20 protein-coding genes and 5 pseudogenes are annotated in these 21,612 nt (G+C 39.5%); 10 read left to right on the forward strand and 15 right to left on the reverse strand.

Translation table 11 applies throughout. From position 1 onward, the window contains the following. Positions 1–246: 246 nt before the first annotated feature. From MTX11_RS14510 to MTX11_RS14530, 5 genes and pseudogenes are all read right to left on the reverse strand, one after another. Positions 247–342: pseudogene (locus MTX11_RS14510) on the reverse strand (plasmid replication DNA-binding protein); the annotation flags it as partial. Further along, a pseudogene (locus MTX11_RS14515) lies at positions 340–510 on the reverse strand (IS3 family transposase); the annotation flags it as partial. The pseudogenes MTX11_RS14515 and MTX11_RS14510, both read right to left, overlap by 3 nt. A gap of 175 nt (positions 511–685) precedes the next feature. Further along, complete coding sequence (locus tag MTX11_RS14520) at positions 686–970, reverse strand: putative quinol monooxygenase (protein ID WP_171265313.1); 285 nt, start codon at positions 968–970, stop codon at positions 686–688. A gap of 19 nt (positions 971–989) precedes the next feature. Beyond that, positions 990–1,988, reverse strand: coding sequence for a zinc-binding alcohol dehydrogenase family protein (locus MTX11_RS14525; RefSeq protein ID WP_171265324.1), 999 nt, complete (start codon positions 1,986–1,988; stop codon positions 990–992). Between the two features lie 74 nt (positions 1,989–2,062). After that, the gene (locus MTX11_RS14530) at positions 2,063–2,803 is read right to left on the reverse strand and encodes an SDR family oxidoreductase (RefSeq protein ID WP_002050925.1); all 741 of its coding nucleotides are present in this window, start codon (positions 2,801–2,803) and stop codon (positions 2,063–2,065) included. A gap of 135 nt (positions 2,804–2,938) precedes the next feature. Here MTX11_RS14530 and MTX11_RS14535 point away from each other — a divergent pair, with 135 nt between their 5' ends. Continuing rightward, positions 2,939–3,838, forward strand: coding sequence for a LysR family transcriptional regulator (locus tag MTX11_RS14535; protein WP_025467887.1), 900 nt, complete (start codon positions 2,939–2,941; stop codon positions 3,836–3,838). Positions 3,839–3,852: 14 nt separating this feature from the next. On the opposite strand, the gene MTX11_RS14540 is transcribed toward MTX11_RS14535, so the two are convergent. Further along, a complete protein-coding gene (locus MTX11_RS14540; protein ID WP_005105870.1) occupies positions 3,853–4,869 on the reverse strand; it encodes a zinc-dependent alcohol dehydrogenase family protein in 1,017 nt (338 codons plus the stop codon). Continuing rightward, complete coding sequence (locus MTX11_RS14545) at positions 4,859–5,854, reverse strand: zinc-dependent alcohol dehydrogenase family protein (protein ID WP_005105871.1); 996 nt, start codon at positions 5,852–5,854, stop codon at positions 4,859–4,861. The genes MTX11_RS14540 and MTX11_RS14545 overlap by 11 nt, the downstream gene beginning before the upstream one ends. Before the next feature lie 467 nt (positions 5,855–6,321). Between MTX11_RS14545 and MTX11_RS14550 the strand changes: the two genes are divergently transcribed. The 4 genes from MTX11_RS14550 (at position 6,322) to MTX11_RS14565 (ending at position 9,425) form a co-directional block, all read left to right on the forward strand. Continuing rightward, positions 6,322–6,597 carry a metal/formaldehyde-sensitive transcriptional repressor gene (locus MTX11_RS14550; RefSeq protein ID WP_005105873.1) on the forward strand — a complete coding sequence of 92 codons (276 nt, stop codon included), beginning with the start codon at positions 6,322–6,324 and terminating at the stop codon, positions 6,595–6,597. A 21-nt stretch (positions 6,598–6,618) separates the two neighbouring features. After that, positions 6,619–7,731, forward strand: a complete 1,113-nt coding sequence (locus MTX11_RS14555) for an S-(hydroxymethyl)glutathione dehydrogenase/class III alcohol dehydrogenase (protein WP_005105874.1) — start codon at positions 6,619–6,621, stop codon at positions 7,729–7,731. Positions 7,732–7,959: 228 nt separating this feature from the next. Beyond that, positions 7,960–8,790, forward strand: coding sequence for an S-formylglutathione hydrolase (gene fghA, locus MTX11_RS14560; protein ID WP_058952258.1), 831 nt, complete (start codon positions 7,960–7,962; stop codon positions 8,788–8,790). Positions 8,791–9,122: 332 nt separating this feature from the next. Next, positions 9,123–9,425: a putative quinol monooxygenase gene (locus tag MTX11_RS14565; protein ID WP_000920558.1), complete on the forward strand. Its 303-nt coding sequence runs from the start codon at positions 9,123–9,125 to the stop codon at positions 9,423–9,425. A gap of 85 nt (positions 9,426–9,510) precedes the next feature. On the opposite strand, the pseudogene MTX11_RS16695 reads toward MTX11_RS14565, so the two are convergent. Beyond that, positions 9,511–9,840: pseudogene (locus MTX11_RS16695) on the reverse strand (IS3 family transposase); the annotation flags it as partial. A 184-nt stretch (positions 9,841–10,024) separates the two neighbouring features. Between MTX11_RS16695 and MTX11_RS14575 the strand changes: the two are divergent. The 3 genes from MTX11_RS14575 to MTX11_RS14585 all read left to right on the forward strand — a co-directional run bounded on the left by MTX11_RS14575 (position 10,025) and on the right by MTX11_RS14585 (position 13,262). Continuing rightward, on the forward strand, positions 10,025–11,182 hold the full coding sequence (locus tag MTX11_RS14575; RefSeq protein WP_004733178.1) for an iron-containing alcohol dehydrogenase: 1,158 nt from the start codon (positions 10,025–10,027) through the stop codon (positions 11,180–11,182). A gap of 75 nt (positions 11,183–11,257) precedes the next feature. Beyond that, positions 11,258–11,935, forward strand: a complete 678-nt coding sequence (locus tag MTX11_RS14580; RefSeq protein ID WP_004647734.1) for a type 1 glutamine amidotransferase domain-containing protein — start codon at positions 11,258–11,260, stop codon at positions 11,933–11,935. Positions 11,936–12,134: 199 nt separating this feature from the next. Then, a complete protein-coding gene (locus MTX11_RS14585) occupies positions 12,135–13,262 on the forward strand; it encodes an alkene reductase (protein ID WP_004733177.1) in 1,128 nt (375 codons plus the stop codon). Positions 13,263–13,345: 83 nt separating this feature from the next. On the opposite strand, the gene MTX11_RS14590 is transcribed toward MTX11_RS14585, so the two are convergent. Together MTX11_RS14590 and MTX11_RS14595 are read right to left on the reverse strand one after the other, a co-directional pair. Further along, positions 13,346–13,576 carry a hypothetical protein gene (locus MTX11_RS14590; RefSeq protein WP_001087973.1) on the reverse strand — a complete coding sequence of 77 codons (231 nt, stop codon included), beginning with the start codon at positions 13,574–13,576 and terminating at the stop codon, positions 13,346–13,348. 106 nt (positions 13,577–13,682) lie between these two features. Next, on the reverse strand, positions 13,683–14,291 hold the full coding sequence (locus tag MTX11_RS14595; protein ID WP_243475428.1) for a TetR/AcrR family transcriptional regulator: 609 nt from the start codon (positions 14,289–14,291) through the stop codon (positions 13,683–13,685). Between the two features lie 143 nt (positions 14,292–14,434). Here MTX11_RS14595 and MTX11_RS14600 point away from each other — a divergent pair, with 143 nt between their 5' ends. Continuing rightward, positions 14,435–15,454, forward strand: a complete 1,020-nt coding sequence (locus tag MTX11_RS14600; protein ID WP_004733175.1) for an NADP-dependent oxidoreductase — start codon at positions 14,435–14,437, stop codon at positions 15,452–15,454. 16 nt (positions 15,455–15,470) lie between these two features. Next, entirely contained in the window at positions 15,471–16,109 is a 639-nt protein-coding gene (locus MTX11_RS14605; RefSeq protein ID WP_004281825.1) for a glutathione S-transferase family protein, read from the forward strand. Between the two features lie 515 nt (positions 16,110–16,624). On the opposite strand, the pseudogene MTX11_RS16710 reads toward MTX11_RS14605, so the two are convergent. The 5 genes and pseudogenes from MTX11_RS16710 to mqo form a co-directional block, all read right to left on the reverse strand. Next, positions 16,625–16,774: pseudogene (locus MTX11_RS16710) on the reverse strand (PPC domain-containing protein); the annotation flags it as partial. After that, positions 16,771–17,099: pseudogene (locus tag MTX11_RS14610) on the reverse strand (transposase); the annotation flags it as partial. The pseudogenes MTX11_RS16710 and MTX11_RS14610, both read right to left, overlap by 4 nt. Positions 17,100–17,452: 353 nt before the next feature. After that, entirely contained in the window at positions 17,453–17,938 is a 486-nt protein-coding gene (locus tag MTX11_RS14615; RefSeq protein ID WP_004733174.1) for a hypothetical protein, read from the reverse strand. A gap of 56 nt (positions 17,939–17,994) precedes the next feature. Beyond that, complete coding sequence (locus MTX11_RS14620) at positions 17,995–19,269, reverse strand: MFS transporter (RefSeq protein WP_243475429.1); 1,275 nt, start codon at positions 19,267–19,269, stop codon at positions 17,995–17,997. A gap of 72 nt (positions 19,270–19,341) precedes the next feature. Beyond that, positions 19,342–20,976 (reverse strand): malate dehydrogenase (quinone), encoded by a 1,635-nt coding sequence (gene mqo / locus MTX11_RS14625; protein WP_004733172.1) that lies wholly within the window; start codon positions 20,974–20,976, stop codon positions 19,342–19,344. Between the last annotated feature and the right edge of the window lie 636 nt (positions 20,977–21,612).

The following is a 21,612-nucleotide window of genomic DNA, read 5'->3' on the forward strand; positions in this document are numbered from 1 at the left end:
GCACGAATGCCAAGAAATCCGGAGTGCAAATATTAACCAAAAAGAAGATCGTTTTTTGATTTATGAAAGAGATCTATAATACACCTTATACGAAATGCGTTATAATTCCGCTTATAAATCAATCCTGTAGTTCCTAGTTTATAGCCCATCTTCCCCAAGGTGGGCTTTTTTTATGTTTTTCCATGTTTCACGCTTAGTAAGTGAGCAATGTTTCACGGCTTTAATAAGCCCAAGTGAACAATCAAATCAGCCATACGGCTTAAAGAATCGGCTCCAAAAGCCTCTTTTTTCCGGTTCAGGCTCTACGTGTTCAGGAATAGGAATTCGCTTATTCTCGATTACCCAGTTTAGTGTCGCAAGTTGTACATCTGCTAAACTTTGCCAATCTGCTTTTAAATATTCAATCACCTCTGTTTTGTATAAGCCATTCACTGTTTCAGCCAAAGCAATATCATATGAATCACCAGTCGTACCGACTGATGCTCTTAAATTTGCTGCCTCTAAACGATGACATTATTGTCAAAATGCAGGGTATGGGTGGCTCCCCTTAGGGGCATAATTTGTTGAATCCTAGGTTACTATTAAAAAATCAGAAAAAATAGGAGTTTAGAGCTCCCATTTTTTGTTAGCTTTCTAAGTCCCTATGTTAATTTGAAGAATACTTCATCATAACGTCCGAATACAGCTATATTTTTTTGATTTCTACAATATCACTTGATTCAATGAGCGATTGGATATTATCAAATAAACTTTGAATATAATCAGACGCTATATGGATATCTAAATCCTCCCTGCTACGCCATTCTTCTAAGAAAAAATATCTACTCGAGTCATTTTCGCTAATATAAAGCTCATATTTCAAGCATCCTTCTTCGTTAAGTGTAGGCTCTATTACACTTTTTAAAAGCGCTTCTAACGTCTCTTTTTGATCTGACTTTGCCTTAAAGTTCGCAATTATTGAAATAGTCATTATTTCACCTTTAATTTGTTTAGAAGTTTTCTAGTACAATTTTGCCTTTTGACTTGCCTGATTCAAGCAACTTATGCGCCTTCTCCAAGTTTGCAGCGTTAATTTTGCCTAGATTTTGGTTGAGGGTACTTCTAATTTTTTGCTGGTCAACTAATTGGGCAACCTGTTGCAATAGATTACCTTGCTTTTCAATATCATCGGTTTCATACATTGAACGAGTGAACATTAACTCCCAATGGATAGAAATAGATTTAGTCTTAAACGGCATAATATCAAATGTTTGTGGATCATCGATCAATCCAAGCTTGCCTTGTGGTGCAATCAGAGAAACTATTTGCTGGATATATGTTTCTGTATGATTTGTAGAGAATACGTATTTTGGTTTTGCAATGCCTAGTGTCTCGATTTGTGCATTTAAATCTTTGCTATGATCAATGACATGGTCGGCACCAAGTGATTCCACCCAAGATTTCGTTTCTTCACGTGAAGCTGTTGCTATAACGGTCAGATTTGTTTTTGCTTTTAGGAGTTGGATAGCAATTGATCCTACACCGCCTGCACCACCAATAATCAGAATACTGCCAACATCTGTTTCTGAAATTTGAAACCGATCAAACAGCATTTCCCATGCCGTGATAGCAGTTAATGGCAATGCTGCTGCTTCTGCATTAGATACTGTAATTGGTTTAAGACTGATAATTCGTTCATCGACTGCTTGAAACTCAGCATTACTACCATCTCGGGTTAAATCGCCAGCATACCAAACAGACTCTCCTACTTTAAACGAGGTAACTTTTGGGCCAACTTCGATAATTTCCCCAACGGCATCCCAACCTAAAATACGATTATTTGCTTCAGACGAATTTTTTCTCACTTTGGTATCAACTGGATTCACAGAGATTGCCTGAACTTTTACCAGTACATCACGCTCCTTAAGTGTAGGCTTCGCTTTTTCAATATCTACCAATGAATTTTTAAAATCATCATGATTATTTATAACATACGATACGGCTTTCATAGATTTGTCCACAACTTTAAAAAAAATAGAGTAAAAATGGAAGCGAAGTGCTCCCATTTTATGTTATTCAATAATTAAAACTCTTGGCTCGTTGGGCGCAAAACAATTTCATTAATATCTACATCCGCAGGCTGTTCAATTGCATAAGCAATTGCTCGAGCGACTGAGTCAGCTGGTATGGCTTGTCTGTAGAAATCAGTAACAAACTCTGAACTTTCTTTATGAGAAGAACCAAATTTTAGTTCTGACTCAACTGCACCAGGCTCAATAGTAGTCGTTCTAATTGTTCCCCCAACCTCATGACGAAGGCCTTCAGAGATGGCTCTTACAGCAAACTTAGTACCGCTATAAACAGTACCTCCTGGACTAAATACTTTTATCCCTGCAACAGATGCGAGATTAATAAAGTGTCCAAAGTTTTGTTTTTGGAAAACAGGTAGGGTAGCTGCTATACCATAAAGAACACCTTTAATATTAATGTCGATCATACGATCCCATTCATCAACTTTTAGCTCACTTAATGGTGCAATAGACATTAATCCAGCATTGTTTACCAATACATCGATTTGACCAAATGCGCTTAATGCCTTTTCAATAAGTGCTTGTACTTCATGTGGTTTGGTTATATCCATACCAATAAATTCAGCTTGACCACCTTCAGCACGAATGTCGTGAACAATAGCCTGTAATTTTTCAGTACGTCTAGCACCAAGTACAACCTTTGCACCTTTTTTAGCAAGTAAGCGAGCAGTAGCCTCACCTAAACCACTACTTGCACCAGTGATAACAATAACTTTATTTTCTATATTATTCATACAAGTAACCTTCAACCTATCTGTCAATCATATTTGATGGATTAAGTATTACAGCCTTGTTAGGTATAATAAATGAATAATATTATCTTTCAGAATTCCTATTTACGGAATAATTACCAGAACACAGGATTGGACATGCAGAACAAATTGGAAATGATGCGTATCTTTTGTGTCGCAGCAGAGTCTCGAAATTTTAAAGAGGCAGCAACTCAGCTGGGTATTTCCCCGCAGCTAGTGACACGGGCAATAAAAGAGCTAGAAGAGCAGCGCGGAGAGATTCTGTTCTACAGGAGTACTCGACAAATTAAAATTACCGCTGATGGTGAGCGTCTGGCAAAGCAAGCACGTTTTGCGGTGGGATCGATCGATGCTTTGTTTGTAAAAGACACCAAGGAAAAACGAGATGAAATGCGTGGGACTGTCCGTCTTACTGTGTCGTCTGTGTTAGGGCGCAAATTGGTAGTACCCGCACTAGCAGAATTTGCCACACGTTATCCAGATATTGTCGTGGATTGTGTGCTAACAGATTCACACTCGGATGTGATCGATGAGCGGATAGATATCGGGATCAGATTTGGATTTTTGCCGGACAATCGATATGTGGCAAGGGAATTGGCTAAAGTGAACTTTTATTCTGTGGGTACGCCAGAGTTAATTGATAAGGTTGGAATGCCTAAAAAAATTATTGATCTTGATAAATACCCTCTAACAGCACTAGTCGATCATAAAACAGGGCGTTACTGGCCATGGACATTCACCGAAAGTCGAAGCTTTACGCCATCAAATCCCCGTTTTATTACAGATGATCTTGAAGCTGAATTTCAAGCTATTCTCGCTGGAGTCGGATTCGGACACATGCCTGGATTTCTAGTTTTGCCGTGGCTTAGGAGTGGTAAGCTCATTCAGATACTTCATGAGGAAACCTCTCCCGTTTGGCGCCTGTATTTATATCGTCCACAGCGGGGCCCGACACCTTTGCGAATCCGAGCATTGTTTGATTACTTAGCGGAAGTGCTGGGCCGTATAGAAACCTGAATCAGATAAGACCATCACGTATCTAGAGTAACTACAATTTTTCCTATTTGCTGATTTGATTCAAGATAGCGCTGAGCGTCATGCATGTCCTCAAAGTTAAAGCAACGGTCGATCACTGGACGAAGATATCCTGCACCTATACTGCTAAGAATAAATCGTCTGGCTTGCTCCCTTAGAACAGGGTCATGCAGAACCTCAAGGAACAAAAAACCTCGCATGGTTAAGCTCTTGCGTAATGCAACTTTAAGCGGAAATGGTGTGATCTCAGGGCTAAGTGCACCATGCATAACCATCGTTCCTCCTACAGACATCGCTTTTGCAATCTGTTCAATATGAGGCCCTCCTACAGCATCGAAGGCGACATCAAGATGTTCTCCACCTAAACGTAATACAAGCGCCTCATACAAATCTGGTTCATCTTCAGTGGCTATAACATTTTTAACACCGAGATCCAGTAAACGTTGCTTTTTCTCTATCGTCTGTGTACTTGCAATGACCTTAGCTCCCGCTGCTTCAGCTATCTGTATCGCAGCTAGTCCTACGCTACTTGAAGCTGCTGTGATCAAGATCGTTTTTCCTTTCGAAACTCCACCAGCATGGATTACACCACCCCAAGCCGTCAAATACTGCATCCAGATTGAAGAAGCTTCTTCCCAGCTTAAACTATCGGGTTTGTGAACTAAAAAAGTTTCTGGAATCAGGAGCTTGTCCGCATATGTCCCATATTTGGCTAGATTGTCAGTCGGAAGAATCGATACTGCATCTCCTGGAGAAAATTGGCGTACACCTTCACCTATCGCAAGAACTATGCCTGCTCCCTCATATCCCAGACGAGAAGGAAATACTGCCTTTTGAATATAAGTACCACGCCGAAACATTACATCAGCCCGGTTGAGTCCGATCGTTTTCATCTGGATTAGAACTTCTCCTGCGGCTGGTAAAGCAACAGGAAGTGTTTCTAATGTCAGAACGTCTGTATCTCCAATACTATTGAAGCGCCAAGTCTTGGCCTGAAGTGCGTTAAATGACATCAATCACGACCTTAATATTGGCAGAGCGATCTTGAACAGCATCATGAGCCTCAATCGCTTGGTCTAGAGTAAAATGACGAGGATCAACAATAGGACGCAGTTTACCTTCCTCAACAAGACGAGTCGCGATCTTAAGGATATCACCATGATGAGCACGGCGATTGCCTGTTAACATCGGCATTAGGACGAATACGCCAGACACTGTGGCACACCGTAGAGATGAACTCGCTAAATTATGATTACCAAATGCAGCACAGCTGGTAATGTGGCCATAGTGAGTTGTCATGGAAAGTGAAGCTTCGAGTACTGGACCACCCACAGTGTCGTAAACAATGTTAAAACCTTGACCCTCAGGGCTTGCAGCAATAATGTCATCGGAAGATGCTGTTGTGTAATCGAGAGGTGTTGCACCGAGTTCTGAAATCAGTGATTGATCAGCTGTACGACCAGTCGCCCAAACATTTGCATCAAGTGATTTTGCAAGCTGAACAACCATATAACCAACGCCACCAGCACCACCCTGAACCAGTACAGTTTGCCCTGGTTGGACCTTCGCGTTATCCACTAAACCTTCCCAAGCGGTGAGGAACGTCAATGGTAGTACTGCTGCCTCGCGCATAGAGATATTCCGTGGCTTTAATGCGATCAGATCAGCATCTACGACAACATATTCTGCTAAAGATCCTTGAAGACCACGAACGCCACCAATCAGACCGTAAACTTCATCCCCGACGTTGAAGTCGGTGACACCTTCACCAACAGCAGTTACAACCCCAGCCATATCTGTTCCCAACACGGCAGGAAGCTCTGGCATAGCATATGGTGCTTCACCAAGACGAATTTTATAATCAATAGGGTTTACACCACTAGCATGAATACGTACCAGAACTTGCCCAGCCTCAGGGTGAGGTATAGGGAGTTCTACACGTGTAAATTCATGATCACCAAAATTTTCTAAGATAAGAGCATTCATCATCTTATTCATAATTGTTCCTTATTTTTAACTGGGGGATGATGTGCACAGTACCAAAGTAAATTAATCCAATAAATGATATTTATAGGATTTAATAATTCCTAAATAATGAATAATAAATATCATCCGCTCACAAAAAATATTCTAGTACAGTCTGTAAAGGCAGTTTAATCTAAACTGTCGGTAGTATTTTTAAGGCTTGAAACGTTCAAAATATCTACAAAGTGGCTAAAATTTGAAACATAATTCTAAAAGGTCACAGCATTACAAAGAACATGAGACAAAATAAAAAATGGGAGCTAAAAGTCCCATTTTTTTTGTGACTTTCGCATAAGCTCTATGATGTTAATTTAAAAAAACTAAAAACAGGGATAGAAAATTTTCGCTAAAGATCTTTTTAATTTTCGATTTATAAAAAATATTGCTTTTTTTATACTATAGGGTACTATAGTATAAATGCTAGCAAATAAGGAGGTCTGATGCCTAATCAGGTTGACGACAAAAAAAAGATTCTTCTACGCGTCAGAAAGATCAAAGGTCAGACGCAAGCGATTGAAAAAGCGTTAGAAGATAATGTGGAATGTGGTGCAATTCTGCAACAAATATGCTCTGTGCGTGGTGCTATTAATGGTTTAATGAATGAAATGTTGGAGGTTCATTTAAAGGACACATTAGTATCAGGTGAAACCACAGAACAACAACGAAAAGAAGAATTGGCTGAAATCGCCAAGATTCTAAAATCATATTTAAAGTAGATCTGTATAAGGAATTATTCCATGAAGTCACGTGCTGCCGTTGCGTTTGGTCCTGGTCAACCTCTTCAAATTGTTGAAGTTGATGTTGCACCACCGAAGAAAGGTGAAGTATTAATTAAGATCTCCCATACCGGTGTGTGTCATACAGACGCATTTACTTTATCTGGCGATGATCCTGAAGGTGTTTTTCCCGCTATTCTCGGGCATGAAGGTGCTGGTGTTGTAGTTGAGGTTGGTGAAGGCGTGACTAGCGTCAAACCAGGTGATCATGTTATTCCACTTTACACTGCTGAATGTGGCGAGTGCGTATTCTGTAAATCTGGAAAATCGAACTTGTGTATTTCCGTTCGCGAAACTCAAGGTAGAGGCGTAATGCCAGATGGTACCACTCGTTTTTCCTACAATGGTCAACCGATTTACCACTATATGGGCTGCTCAACGTTCAGTGAATACACTGTAGTGGCAGAAGTATCATTGGCTAAAATCAATCCTGAAGCCAATCACGAACATGTCTGCTTACTGGGTTGTGGGGTAACAACGGGTATCGGTGCAGTACATAACACGGCTAAAGTACAAGAAGGTGATAGTGTTGCGGTCTTTGGTTTAGGTGGTATTGGTTTGGCAGTCGTACAAGCCGCACGTCAAGCTAAAGCAGGGCGTATTATTGTGGTTGACATGAATCCAGATAAATTTGCGCTGGCAAAAGAGTTTGGTGCAACGGACTTCTTGAACCCTAAAGATTACGATAAACCAATCCAGCAAGTAATTGTCGAAATGACTGGCTGGGGTGTAGATCATTCATTTGAGTGTATTGGTAACGTGAATGTGATGCGTGCAGCCCTTGAAAGTGCACACCGTGGCTGGGGACAATCCGTAATTATTGGTGTAGCTGGCGCAGGTCAAGAAATCTCTACCCGTCCATTCCAACTGGTTACTGGTCGTAGATGGTTAGGTTCTGCCTTTGGTGGGGTAAAAGGTCGTACGCAACTTCCAGGAATGGTTGAAGATGCCATGAAAGGTAAAATTCAATTAGAACCATTTGTGACACACACCATGGGCTTGGATCAGATCAATGAAGCCTTTGATCTAATGCATGAAGGTAAGTCAATTCGTACTGTAATTCATTACGAATAATTCCGTCAGACCTTATACTTTTCCATGCATGTGAATCATGATTGACATGCATGGAATCCTCTAAAACGGCACATCATCTGTAAAACAGATCTATCTATGTATCCATCATGTATAGGTTCAACAAACCTGCCTACATTTTAAATCTTTATCAGTATTCTCTGTGGAGAATGTCAGACTCTTTGTTTACTCGATTTCTCATGAAGTCTTGCTCAACATAGGTAATTGATTATGGAAATAATTGAGAAACATGCTTCTTTTGGTGGATCGCAAGAAGTGTATCGCCATCAGTCAATAGCATTAAACTGTTCAATGAAATTCTCAATATATCTGCCACCTCATGACAAAGATGAGAAGTTGCCAGTTTTATATTGGTTATCAGGACTGACTTGCAACGAACAGAACTTTATTACTAAAGCCGGAGCACAAAAGTATGCGGCTGAACATAAAGTCATTATTGTTGCACCAGATACCAGCCCACGTGGAGAGGATGTACCAGATCATGCAGATTATGATTTAGGCCAAGGCGCAGGATTCTATGTGAATGCAACACAAGCACCCTGGTCACAGCATTTCAAAATGTATGATTATATTGTGGAAGAGCTCAGAAATCTGATTGACCTGAATTTTCCGACCAACCAAGTCCAAAGCATTATGGGGCATAGCATGGGTGGTCATGGTGCATTAGTAATTGGTTTAAAAAACCCTGAGCTGTATAAAAGTATTTCTGCTTTTGCACCAATTGTTGCACCTAGCCAAGTACCTTGGGGGAAAAAGGCTTTTACACACTACCTAGGTGAAACCGAAACTTTATGGAAAAGCTATGATGCGATTGAATTAATCAAAAACGATGAAGTTCATTTACCTATTTTAGTCGATCAGGGAACAGCTGATGATTTTCTTGAAGAACAGTTAAGACCTAAGCTTCTTAGTGATATTTGTTTGGAACAAGAATATCCTCTTACACTTAACCTAAGAGAAGGGTATGACCATAGCTATTACTTCATTGCGAGCTTTATAGAGAAACATATAGAGTTTCACAGCAAATTCCTAGCTAAATAACTTTCATAGATATGAAGATGTGCATGTTGTTCTTGAATGCTTCTTGAGCAATATAACTTCCAGATGAAGAGGTCAGCTTATAAATCTAAGGTAGAGTCAATTGATCCTTATATAACTAAGATTGAATTTAATCATCTCATATCTTGATTTTTTGATTCAAATGTTAATGATATTAACTTGAATAAATTCATAGCATTATGTCGAAATAAAAACCTAAATTTTGGCTCAGCTATGGGATGTTTTTTAACTTTTATACAACAAAACTTTCTGACATGCATACATTAGCAATGACAGAATCAGTTTGAATTCTAATCAATTGTGGAGTTTTAGTCATGCTTAAAACAGCTTTATATGTCCGTCTTGAAGCTAAACCGGGTAAAGAAGACGAAGTGGAAGCTTTCCTTAAAGCCGGTTTACCTATTGTAATGGAAGAACCTGCGACAGTTGCGTGGTTTGGCTTACGTCTTGGACCTACAACATTTGGTATTTTTGATGCATTTCCTGATGAGGCGGGTCGCCAAGCACATTTATCTGGCAAGGTTGCAGCTGCGTTGATGGCTCAGGCCGAAGAGCTATTTTCAGAGCCACCGTCTATTGAAAAAGTAGATGTTTTGGCGAGTAAACTACCAGCTTAAACCGACGCTTAAATGTATAAATGTGCTGCCTGAAATTTTGAATGAAAGGCAGCACTTCAACCCTGTGAGGTTTGTCAGAGGCTTTTTATTCAAGTTGGGCTACTTTATTTAATGGCTTAATCTCATCATTTACATGGGTCAATATCCAAAACAGGGTAAATAAACGAATGCAGCTATGTACATGCTTTATATTGAACCAATCTATCTAATTTACTGTCGCATTTGTACATCTGCTAAACCGTGCCAATCTGCTTTTAAAATATTTAATCATCGTTATTTTGTATGAGTCATTCACTGTTTTAGCCAATGCGTTCACGACCATGTCAGTAGTCATACATGTTGATATCTTCCATACAACAATCGCTCGTGAAAATACATCAATAATAAAAGTGTTATAGAACAAGCCTGAATGTGTTTAACCATCACTAAAGTCGCCAAGCTGAAATAATTTTTATAAAAATAGACGACTGGTCTATTTTTATGTATAGTTAGCACATGGTGCAGTCAAAAGCCGCAGTGTTGTCCAATTTTTTTAAAGTTTATTTGATGAATAACGGTGGTTTTTCAAATCAATTAGTTGATCATCCTAGGATAAAAATATGCTGAATTTTAACTTTTATAATCCGACCCGCATTATTTTTGGTGGCGATACAATAGCTAAAATCAATGACTATGTGCCTACAGAAGCAAAAGTATTAATGTTGTTTGGTGGTGAAAGTGCACGTAAGAATGGTACTTTAGCTGAAGTGCGTGAAGCATTAGGTGCAAGAGAAATTCATGAATTTGGCGGAATTGAGCCGAATCCGAGTTACGAAACCCTCATGAAAGCTGTAGAGCTGATTCGAGAACAAAAGATTGATTTCTTGATGGCTGTCGGTGGTGGATCGGTAATTGATGGTACTAAATTTATTGCAGCAGCAGTCAATTATACAGGGGATACATGGGAGATTTTAGAAACCCATGGTACTAAAATTACTCAAGCTTTGCCTTTTGCGAGTGTACTCACCCTTCCGGCAACTGGTTCAGAAATGAATAGCGGTGGGGTAGTAACCAGAAAATCGACCCAAGCCAAATTGTCATTTAGCAGCCCCTATGTTTTTCCGCAATTTTCCGTACTGGATCCGAATAAAACTTTTAGCTTGCCGACGCGCCAGTTAGCAAATGGCGTGGTTGATGCATTTATTCATGTCATGGAACAGTACTTAACTTACCCTGTGAATGCACAAGTACAAGATCGTTTTGCCGAAGGTCTATTGCAAACTTTGATTGAGATTGGACCGAAAATCTTGGAAGATTCAGCAGATTATGACACGCGTGCGAATTTGATGTGGGCTGCTAGCATGGCACTGAATGGGCTGATTGGAGCTGGTGTACCACAAGATTGGTCAACCCATTTGATTGGGCATGAGCTCACGGCTTTACATGGTATTGATCATGCTCGTACCTTGGCCATTGTGTTGCCGGCCAATCTACAAGTGCGTCGTCAAGAGAAGCGAGAAAAATTACTACAGTATGCAGCTCGAGTCTGGCAGATTGTCGAAGGTGATGAAGAACAACGTATTGATACTGCTATTGCTCGTACTCGAGCCTTCTTTGAGCAACTTGGATTGCCGACTCGTCTTAGCGATTATGGACTGGGGGAGACAGATATTGAGATCATCATTACGCAACTTAAATCACATAATCTTACACAGCTAGGCGAACATAAAAATGTTTCATTAGAGATCAGTCGCCAAATTCTCGAGATGAGCATCTAAGCTAAATGCGCGTATATGGCATGCTCTGACCCTGTAACAATGCTCCTCAATCATGAAAATTATCGGAGAAATAACATGAAAATTTTAATCGTTTTAACCTCACATGATCAACTTGGCAATACTGGTAAGAAAACAGGTTTCTGGCTAGAGGAACTTGCTGCACCGTATTACACCTTTATTGACTCTGGTGCTGAAGTTACGCTGGCGTCGCCTCAAGGTGGGCAGCCACCACTAGATCCGAAAAGTAATTTAGCCGATGCTCAAACTGAAACCACTCATCGTTTTGAAGCAGATCCAACTGCAATGCAAGCATTGGCACAGACGCATAAACTTAGCGAAATTTCTGTAGCTGATTATGATGCAGTGTTTTATCCAGGCGGGCATGGCCCATTGTGGGATTTAGCAGAAGATCCGATTTCAATTTCTCTGATTGAACAGGCGATTCAGTCTGGCAAACCTGTTGCAGCAGTGTGTCATGCCCCGGGTGTTCTTCGTCATGTGAAAGCGAGTAATGGAGCGCCCTTAGTTAGCGGTAAATTAGTGACTGGTTTCACCAATACTGAGGAGGCCGCTGTAGGTTTGACTGAAATTGTACCATTTTTAGTCGAAGACATGCTTAAACAAAACGGGGGTCATTATTCTAAAGTGGATGATTGGCAAGTACATGTTCAAGTAGATGGCTTGCTGGTTACTGGACAAAATCCAGCATCTTCTGCTGCAACTGCCTCAGCATTACTTCAATTGTTGAAATAAAGAGTAGCTAGTGTCTGTTGTGGTGCTTACCAGTGAATAAACTTCTGACTCTGAGCAACTGGCGCAATAAGCAAAATAATCCTCACTTAATGGTGAAGGGCCTGAGTGAATAGCTTTCCTTTATTTATTTTTCTATATACAGGAAGGATATTTTTTTTAATTTAGATCAATTAAGTCATGATGACTTGGATACAATGAAATGAAAGACAGCAAACTTTTTCAAAACTTAAGCTTAGGCCCTTATGTTTTGCAAAACCGTATTGTATTGCCACCATTAACGCGGTCGCGCAGTACTCAGCCAGGGAATATTCCAAATGAACTGATGGCAACCTATTATCAACAGCGTGCCGGGGCAGGATTTATGGTCACCGAAGGTACGCAAATCGAGCCACGTGGTCAAGGCTATGCTTGGACTCCCGGTATTTACAGCCCTGAACAGATTGCTGGATGGCGTAAAGTGACGGAAGCAGTGCATGCTAAAGGAGGCATTATTTTTGCACAACTTTGGCATGTTGGGCGTGTTTCACATACATCTTTGCAACCCGATCATGCATCACCGGTCGCGCCCTCGGCTATTAGGGCTGATAGTAATGTTAAAGTCTTTATTGAGACCGGGCCCAATGCGGGGGCCTTGGCTGATCCTTCAATGCCACGTGCTTTAAGCAATGCAGAAGTTAAAGAATTAGTGCAACTCTATGCTCAAGCAGCGCGTAATGCCTTGGCTGCTGGTTTTGATGGAGTTGAAATTCATTGTGCAAATGGTTATTTGGTGAATCAATTTATCTCTGCACATAGTAACCACCGTGAAGATGAATATGGTGGATCACTAAACAATCGTTTGCGTTTTTTACGTGAAGTAGTAGAGGCAGTTGCTGAGGTAGTTGGTGCAGATCGTTTAGGAGTGCGTTTTGCCCCCTTATTTGAAAGTACAGAGGAAGATCGTGTCTACATGGGTTTAGTTGAAGATGATCCACATGTGACTTATATTGAGGCCATAAAGATACTTGAAGAAGTTGGGATTGCCTATTTATCGATTGCAGAAGCTGATTGGGATAATGCACCAGAACTTCCTCATGATTTTCGTAGAGATGTCAGAGACACTTTCAGTGGTCGGATTATATATGCAGGTCGATATACGGCAGAAAGAGGGACTCGAATTTTAGAGGCAGGACTGGCCGATTTAATTGCATTTGGACGCCCATTTATTGCGAATCCAGATTTACCCGATCGCATCGCCAATGTCTGGCCATTGAATGCAGTAGATGCAAGCAGTATGTATGGTGGGACGGAAAAAGGCTATATTGATTATCCAGCTTACGCAGATTAATATCGACTAAGTAAGTTATTTTGCCAACCTTTGTGGTTGGCAAAATAAGGACTTAGGATTGCTGTTGCCAGCATAAATTCTTCTTAAAACAAATTCTTAAAATTTTTTAGCTGTGTAATGAGCCAACCTGCCAGTGGGAAAGAAATCAGTTGCGTTACTGGCACTAATACTATGACTTCAATCAACACCATCATCGGGAAACTTTGATGCTGTGTAATTGGCTTTAATAAAGTGAGAACCAGTAATAGTGTGGGATATAAGCCTAAATAACCAACTAAAATACGAGTCATGAGGGCTTTAGAAGGAGAATTCATTGTGCGCTATACTCATGGATTGTAAATTGATCTAATAGCAACACAATAATAGGTAATCATTGGACTGCTATCATGAATTATTAATTATGTAGTTGATATTTAATTTTTATGAATCTTCACTTTTTAATAGAAATTTAGTTGCTCTCAGAGCTTGATGTAATGGTGTTTTATCTTTTTGCAACTTACTCAGTAATGCTGCACCTAACCACATTTGGTAAAGTACTTGTGCCAAAGTAGAGGCCTCGGTATCTGCTTGGATAGACTGATCCTGTTCTCCCAAATCAATTAAACCAGCAATACGTTGGATTACATCATCAACGCCAGCGGACATAATCGAGCGCATATCTTCAGATAGATCGGCAACTTCTGCGGCAAGTTTCACAATTAAACAGCTATCCGCCCAACCACACTGTGTTTCAGGATCTTCTATCCATAAATTAAAATACTCAATCAGCTTTTGATAAGGGGATTTATCACAACGCCATACATCATTTAAACGGACTTGGTAATTGTCTACATAATGCTGTACCAATTCACATCCGAAAGCTTCCTTAGATTGGAAATAATGATAAAACGAGCCTTTAGGGATTTCACAGCTCTGTAAAATTTCCTGTAATCCTACGCCAGTAAAACCTTTATGCAAAATCAGGTCTGAACTGGTGTTAAGAATGTGTAAGCGCTTCGCTTCAGACTTTTTAATAGGAGTAGGCTTCATATTAATTATTTACTCTATTGTAAAAAATAGACCAGTCGTATTGTTTTTTATTATAACTCATCTACAATGGATGTAAAGAAATTTTAATCACAGTTTTTGATTGTGAAGAAAAACACTTTTAAATAAAACATGGAGTTATATGTGTGAAAACAGTTATTAATCAACGCATCGTTTTAGCTAAACGGCCAGTGGGTGAGCCAAAACACAGCGATTTTCGTATTGAACAAGTTGAGCTCAATGAACTTAAACAAGGCGAGATATTGTTAAAAACCATTTACTTGTCACTCGATCCTTATATGCGTGGTCGCATGAGCGATGCTCCTTCATATGCAGCACCGGTTGAAATTGGCGAAGTGATGGTCGGTGGAACAGTCAGTCAAGTGGTGGCCTCTAAAAACCCAAAATTCAAAGAAGGCGAGTGGGTTCTTTCCGGAAATGGCTGGCAGGGCTACGCAATTTCTAATGGGTCTGCCTGTCAAAGCTTAGGTATGCAACCTGAACATCCATCTTGGGCATTGGGTATTTTGGGAATGCCAGGATTTACTGCTTATATGGGGTTGTTGGACATTGGTCAGCCTAAAGCCGGTGAAACATTAGTCGTTGCAGCTGCAACGGGACCTGTTGGTGCTACGGTTGGACAAATTGGCAAACTTAAAGGTTGTCGCGTGGTTGGCGTCGCAGGTGGGCCTGAAAAATGCCGTTATGCAGTAGAAGAACTCGGCTTCGATGCTTGTATCAATCATCATGATGAAAATTTTGCAGAACAATTACAACAAGCAGCTCCCAACGGTATTGATATTTATTATGAGAATGTCGGGGGTAAAGTGTTTGATGCGGTATGGCCATTGCTTAACTCTGCGGCACGTGTACCGGTGTGTGGTGTGGTTTCCCAGTATAACGCTACCGAGCAAGCACAAGGGCCAGACCGTTTACCGGGCTTTATTTCCACCCTTTTAAAAAAGCGTATTCGCATGCAAGGCTTTATTATTTTTGATGATTATGGCAGTCAGTATCCGGAATTCTATCAGCAAATGTCTGAATGGTTGAAAGACGGAAAAATCAAATATAAAGAGCATATGGTGCAAGGTTTAGATAACACGATCAATGCTTTCAATGGTATGTTGAAAGGCGAAAACTTTGGCAAAGTGGTTGTAAAAATTTAAAAAAATAGGAATTATCATGATCACACTACATCATTTAGATCAATCACGTTCTTTTCGTATTTTGTGGTTACTTGAAGAAATCAAGCAGCCCTATGAGCTGAAACGCTATTATCGTGACTCAAGCACGCATTTGGCCCCTGACTCTTTAAAAACCATTCACCCTTTAGGGAAATCTCCAGTATTGGAATGGGATGGCAAAGTTATTGCAGAGTCAGGCGCAATCGTTGAGTTATTAATTCAGAAACTTGCGCCGCATTTAGCACCAGATATGGATGAATCTACCTATGTCGATTATCTACAGTGGATTCATTTCTCAGAAAGCTCTGCCATGCTGCCATTTTTGTTAAAAACGTTTAATACGATAGAAACCAAGCAGGGCACGAAGTTGGTATTTCTAGAAAATTATACTCAAGTTGAGTTCGATAAAGTATTTGGCCATTTAAATGAATATTTAAAAGATAAAGAATTTCTAGTGGCAGACCGTTTAACCGGTGCTGACTTCATGATGGGCTTTGGACTACATGCTTTAGTTTATCATATGGGACAAGGTGAAAATTATCCCCATATCCAACGTTACGTAGCAGGTTTAAGCCAACTACCTAGCTGGCAAGCCGCAGTACAAATTGAACAAAATGGTGTGAAAAGTCAAAAATAGCAAGATTGTTTTTTTAAGGCAATTGAGAAAAAGAATCATGATTGACAAGTACATCTGGTTATAAAATAAGCTGACACTTATTTAAAGTAAACGCCTAATGAATTTCATCGGGCGTTCTCTATTTTAAAGATAAGGAATTACCATTATTTAAGATAAGTTTCGCCTATTCTTTCACTGCAAATTCCTATCAAAAGGGCTTGAATATCACGACGGTTACGTTGAAAGATATAATCAACTTTTGAAAGAAAAGTGACAAACGCACAGCAAGATTAAATTATTCCTCAGGGTATTAAACAAGTAATCTATATCATTTTACTAACATAAACACATCTGCGTAAAAATCACGCCCCGCTTAACTGGCAATAGTTTTTGAACCCTTGTATAAAAGCTTAAAAGAATCTAGCAAGTCTTTAGACTTCTTGCGTTAGTCAGAATTTAAACAGCATAAAGCTACATTTAATAAGGTTTTAGCCAATTCAAAAATTAGGTAAAACGATACTTTCGCAAGAGGTCTTTTATTTAATGTTAATACTCATCCAGTATTGAGGTTTTTTATCTTTTCTTGCCTGTGATCTAGGTTGTAATACTCTAATTTCATACTCACCTGAAGCAGGTAAAATATAAATACCATTATTATCAAGCTCTGGAGAATATTCTCCAAGATTGCAATATCAATATGCTTTTGTCTTCTACAAAGCGTACTGTACGAATATCACTGATATTCGGGGCTGCTCAGCCGCAAAGTTTAATCAGACTTTGCATAAAGCCAGTGACCATACGTAAAGACAGACGGAATAAGGATTTAATCATTAAGCAGCATTGGATGGCTGCGTCGGAGTAGGTTTGATTTCGCCCTTGTTTGCCTTTTGATGGGGCATACCATTGCGTAGCTGGATCAAACCAAATGGCAATATTTCCGCGATGAATGCGTGCTCGGTTATATGCGAACCAATTGGTTGTGCGGTAAATTTTATGTGTATGCTTCTTCATTTGAAAATTATATTGCTGAAAAAGTCCTTAAGAACAGCTTTGCGCAACAAAGCCGTTCGAGATTGTTATGATCTTTTTTTGACGGAGAACAAATTTTCCCTGATCAAGCAAATAACTTTAAAATTTTCTTAGTGAGCAAGATGGCCAATACTTATTAGAAGAAAAATCTTTTGTTTATGATGCTGAAAATGATCAATTTCTAGAATCGGATATACAGGCATTTTATTCCCTTTCGTCTGCAATTCTAGACTAGCAAGACCCGTCTTTTAAAGGCAGTTTTCCTATGTAATAACATGATAAATCAGAATTAGGATTGTAAATTTTTCACCCACCAAATTTTTTTGTGCTAGCTGTTATAATGCGCCAAATTGCTGCCAAGTCTCATCATTATGTAAAGAGTCATAATAATTTTGCAGTTCTACTAAATCATAATATTGAATATAAGCTAATAGCAATAGGCCGAGGATCAGTCCAACTTTAAGACAACTAAGTCTATTTGGCTTTCTATATAAATTATCTATTCCAAAGGCAGTTAAAATTAAAGCAGGAACCAATACAATTGTTTTTAAATGGTTTAGAAAGTGAATTCCATGTGTATACAATAACCCAATAATAAGCAAAACTATCCCTAAACTGGTGTAAATACGGTCATGGAGAGAAGTGCGTAACGCGAAATTACATTGAAAAGCTAAAATAAAAGTTGCAAATAAATAAAAACCAGTTCCACCAATAATGAACGTATAAATTGCATTGAATAGGCAATAAGCCAACAACACTGATAGTACGAAAGAATAGAGTTTGGTATAGAGAATATGTGAAAAGGGGAAAATCTGTTTCATAATTTGCTCTATTGAAAACTCACATCATATTAAAAGAAGATTTGAAGCTTAGCATGCTATTCACTTTTTGCCACTGTGGCATGTTTTTTTAGTGTTGGAGATGGCTTGAATAAATGTCGCGTACGAGTAAAGCTTAGACCACAGATTATTAAACACAGCGTCCCTCCAATAAGTACTGCTGGCACCACAGAAAAATAGCGCGTCATCAGGCTCATGTGTAGGGCACCGAGCTGATTGCCTGAAGTGACTAATATGCCATTTAAAGCCGCTACACGCCCTAATAGTGCTTTTGGGGGGAGTTGCTGTAATAAAGTTTGTCGAATGACCATGCTGATGCTATCAAAGGCACCGATTAAAACAAGGAAGAAGACTGAGAGCCAAACATGGGAGGATAGTGCAAAGGCTAAAGTACACAAAGCAATTGCAAAACTACTATAGAGCATATTTCTCCATGCATTTTGCATCGGAGAATAACAGGTCAACATCAACATCATGATACAGGCGCCAATAGCTGGTGCAGCTCTGAGTATACCTAAGCCTTCAACACCAAGATGCAGGATATCGTGTGCAAAAATAGGCAGTAAGATAATGACACTACAAAAAAGCATGGCGCTGAGATCCAGCAACATACTCCAAAACATTAGTGGATGTTTAAAAATAAACAAATAGGCTTCTTTCAAACTTTTGCTTAAATGCTGTTTATGGGGGCTAGGGAATTGACGAGGACTTAATCCGAATAAGCAGATGCTACCCACGCAACACAAGAAAAAAACAATAAAGAGGGTTTTTTCAAGCCCAAGTTGGCCGAGTAAAAGTCCTGCGCATAAAGGCGCTAAAATGCCGCCTATTTGCCAAATGAGCGCGGTCCATGTGGCTGCATTGCTATAGGCTGACTCGGGGGTTAGAAAAGGGCGTAATGAATTAAATGATGGGCTGTAGATGCCTCTAAGTATGCCTAAGCAAAAGATGAGGCTATAAATGCCGCATAAAAGTGTATTTTGTTGAATGTGCTGTTGTTGGTACTGAGAAAAAAGAATAATAAATAATAATGGAATTAAAGTGCTACAGCTAAAACTCCACTGCACAATTTTTTGTCGGTTATAGCGATCAGCCCAGTCGCCACTGATCAGGGAGAGGCAAATAAAGGGGAGTAACTCAATTAAGGCAATCATGCCAAGGCTGAGTGGATTTTGAGTGAGTTGATAGATACTATAAGCAATGACGACTTCTTGAATCATGATGGTTAGAATTAAGCACAACTGATTGACACTCAGAAGTGAAAAATCACGTGAATGAAAAGCCAAAAAAGCATCGGAATGGAAAAGCGACATACACAGAATAGTTTCAAATATGAATTAAAAAAGGATGGCGCAAAGTCCATCCTTTTTAGGGTTTAAAGCAGATTACTGTGCTTTTGCTACCGCAATAGTTTCGTCATTTGCAGCTTTAGCCATAGGTGTATATTTCAAACCAAGGGTTGTGCTGGTGTATTGGCGAACTTGGTCAAGAAGCACAGGATTAGTGCTGAGTTCTTGTTGGTACGATTTTACAATTTCATGTAATTTCGGATTCCATTTACCTGCTACTTGCTGAGGGAATGCTTTTTCAAGCAAGCTCAACATAATATAAGGGGAAGTTGAAGCACCAGGAGACGCACCTAATAGGGCAGTCACAGCACCATCTTGTGATGCAAAAATCTCGGTACCAAATTGCAAGCTTGCAGGTTTGCCTGGTTCTTTCTTAATGATTTGAACACGTTGACCACCTTGATTCATGCGCCAGTCCTCTGGTTTTGCATCAGGATAGTATTTTTTCAACTCATTAAAACGGTCTTCATCGGTCATCATGACTTGGCTAACTAAGTATTTCACCAAATCAAGATTTTCCATACCCACAGCGGTCATTGGTAAAACGTTGTTCTTAGTGGTTGATTTCAATAAATCAAGCTGAGAACCTTGTTTTAAGAACTTGTTTGAATAAGTTGCAAATGGACCAAACAACACATATTTTTTACCGTCGATATAACGTGTATCAATATGTGGAACAGACATTGGCGGTGCGCCTAATTCAGCACGACCATAAACTTTTGCAGTATGGCCTTCAGTGACTTTTGGGTTGTCGGTCATTAAGAACACGCCACCTACAGGGAAGCCAGCATATTGCTTCGCTTCTGGTAAGCCTGTCATTTGTAAAAGTTTAACCGCTGCACCGCCTGCACCAATAAAGACAAAGCGCGTTTTCACATGATCTGTTTTTCCTGTAGTGAGGTTTTTAAATGCAACAGTCCACGTTTTATCATCGTTTTGGCTAATGCCAGTCACTTCAGTCGATGTTTGTAACTGGAAATTAGATTGTTTTTTAAGGTGATCGACCAATTGAGTGGTGATCGAACCATAGTTCACATCCGAACCTACATCCATGCGTGTTGCAGCTACTTTTTGTGCAGCATCACGGCCATTCATCACCAATGGTGCCCATTGTTTAATTTCAGCAGGATTCTCAGAGAATTTCATGCCATAAAACATTGGGTTTTTAACCATTGCAGCGTAACGTTTTTCTAGGAAATTCACGTTATCGCCCCAAACGAAGGCAATGTGCGGTACAGGGTTGATAAAGCTATTTGGTTGACCCAAAACGCCTTCTTTGACTTGATAAGACCAGAACTGTTTTGCAACTTCAAATTGTTCCGCAACGTTCACAGCTTTAGAAATGTCCATTTTTCCATCTTTTTCAGAGGTATAGTTCATTTCCATAAAGCCAGAGTGGCCTGTGCCAGCATTGTTGAAGCCGTTTGAGCTTTCTTGGGCAACGTTGTCTAGGCGTTCATACATACGAATTTGCCAGTTTGGCTCAAGTTCACTAAGATATGTGCCTAGGGTTGCACTCATGATGCCACCACCAACTAAGACTGCGTCAACGACAGGCTCATTGCTGGTGTTTTGAATTTTCTTAGACGCGATAGGTCTAAATAAAAAGATTAGTGCTGCAATAATAAGCAGAACGATGAATACCAATAGGTATTTTAAAAATTTGTTCATGCGATTATGACCATGGAGGGCAGGTTTGGATCGCTTTATAGCGAAGACAAGAATAACAATTATGGTGATAGGAACACTTGTAAAGAATTAGCTTAGAGAATTGAAGTAATACTCAAAATTACAAGTATACAAAGATTAACGTTCGAAGCTATCACACATTTTTGATTGATGGATATTTTAGACTAAATATGTATTGACTTAGTAATTTTTATTGTAAATGAACATAATTAAAATATAAATACCAATGATGTTTGTTCTTGTTTATTGGTTTTTATTTTAATTCAATATCTGGTTTAAAAAAAATCAGATGTTGAATATTTATACAAATACTCAGTAATTTATTAAAAAGAAGCTTATAACTTGTTTCAAGGTTACTTTCCAACGGCTTTATTGCACAAATATTTGAAAGGCAAAGCGCCCCTAATTGAGCCAAATTTAAGGCGTAACTTGGGTAAGTGGTCGACCTAATTCTGTAAATCTGTTAAGGACTGCTACACGTGCATGAACCTCATTGTAAACCGTACCGGGTTTGTTGGAGACCAACTTTCCTGAGATGAGAAGCATTGCTTCGCACGACGTAGCGAAGCGTAGTGTTCCGATGAAAAAAGTAAAATATACCCCCTGAAATCAGAGATA

This window comes from Acinetobacter lwoffii, from assembly GCF_022809915.1.
Classification (GTDB): Bacteria; Pseudomonadota; Gammaproteobacteria; order Pseudomonadales; family Moraxellaceae; genus Acinetobacter; species Acinetobacter lwoffii_M.

Excerpts from the sequence above, each read along its gene's own strand:
- MTX11_RS14590 (WP_001087973.1), bottom strand. The coding sequence starts at position 13,576 with ATGAATTCTCCTTCTAAAGCCCTCATGACTCGTATTTTAGTTGGTTAT.
- MTX11_RS14620 (WP_243475429.1), bottom strand. The coding sequence starts at position 19,269 with ATGTCGCTTTTCCATTCCGATGCTTTTTTGGCTTTTCATTCACGTGAT.
- MTX11_RS14550 (WP_005105873.1), top strand. The coding sequence starts at position 6,322 with ATGCCTAATCAGGTTGACGACAAAAAAAAGATTCTTCTACGCGTCAGA.
- MTX11_RS14525 (WP_171265324.1), bottom strand. The coding sequence starts at position 1,988 with ATGAAAGCCGTATCGTATGTTATAAATAATCATGATGATTTTAAAAAT.
- MTX11_RS14555 (WP_005105874.1), top strand. The coding sequence starts at position 6,619 with ATGAAGTCACGTGCTGCCGTTGCGTTTGGTCCTGGTCAACCTCTTCAA.
- mqo (WP_004733172.1), bottom strand. The coding sequence starts at position 20,976 with ATGAACAAATTTTTAAAATACCTATTGGTATTCATCGTTCTGCTTATT.
- MTX11_RS14585 (WP_004733177.1), top strand. The coding sequence starts at position 12,135 with ATGAAAGACAGCAAACTTTTTCAAAACTTAAGCTTAGGCCCTTATGTT.
- MTX11_RS14520 (WP_171265313.1), bottom strand. The coding sequence starts at position 970 with ATGACTATTTCAATAATTGCGAACTTTAAGGCAAAGTCAGATCAAAAA.
- MTX11_RS14575 (WP_004733178.1), top strand. The coding sequence starts at position 10,025 with ATGCTGAATTTTAACTTTTATAATCCGACCCGCATTATTTTTGGTGGC.
- MTX11_RS14540 (WP_005105870.1), bottom strand. The coding sequence starts at position 4,869 with ATGTCATTTAACGCACTTCAGGCCAAGACTTGGCGCTTCAATAGTATT.
- MTX11_RS14605 (WP_004281825.1), top strand. The coding sequence starts at position 15,471 with ATGATCACACTACATCATTTAGATCAATCACGTTCTTTTCGTATTTTG.
- MTX11_RS14595 (WP_243475428.1), bottom strand. The coding sequence starts at position 14,291 with ATGAAGCCTACTCCTATTAAAAAGTCTGAAGCGAAGCGCTTACACATT.
- MTX11_RS14530 (WP_002050925.1), bottom strand. The coding sequence starts at position 2,803 with ATGAATAATATAGAAAATAAAGTTATTGTTATCACTGGTGCAAGTAGT.
- MTX11_RS14615 (WP_004733174.1), bottom strand. The coding sequence starts at position 17,938 with ATGAAACAGATTTTCCCCTTTTCACATATTCTCTATACCAAACTCTAT.
- MTX11_RS14580 (WP_004647734.1), top strand. The coding sequence starts at position 11,258 with ATGAAAATTTTAATCGTTTTAACCTCACATGATCAACTTGGCAATACT.
- MTX11_RS14565 (WP_000920558.1), top strand. The coding sequence starts at position 9,123 with ATGCTTAAAACAGCTTTATATGTCCGTCTTGAAGCTAAACCGGGTAAA.
- MTX11_RS14545 (WP_005105871.1), bottom strand. The coding sequence starts at position 5,854 with ATGAATAAGATGATGAATGCTCTTATCTTAGAAAATTTTGGTGATCAT.
- MTX11_RS14535 (WP_025467887.1), top strand. The coding sequence starts at position 2,939 with ATGCAGAACAAATTGGAAATGATGCGTATCTTTTGTGTCGCAGCAGAG.
- fghA (WP_058952258.1), top strand. The coding sequence starts at position 7,960 with ATGGAAATAATTGAGAAACATGCTTCTTTTGGTGGATCGCAAGAAGTG.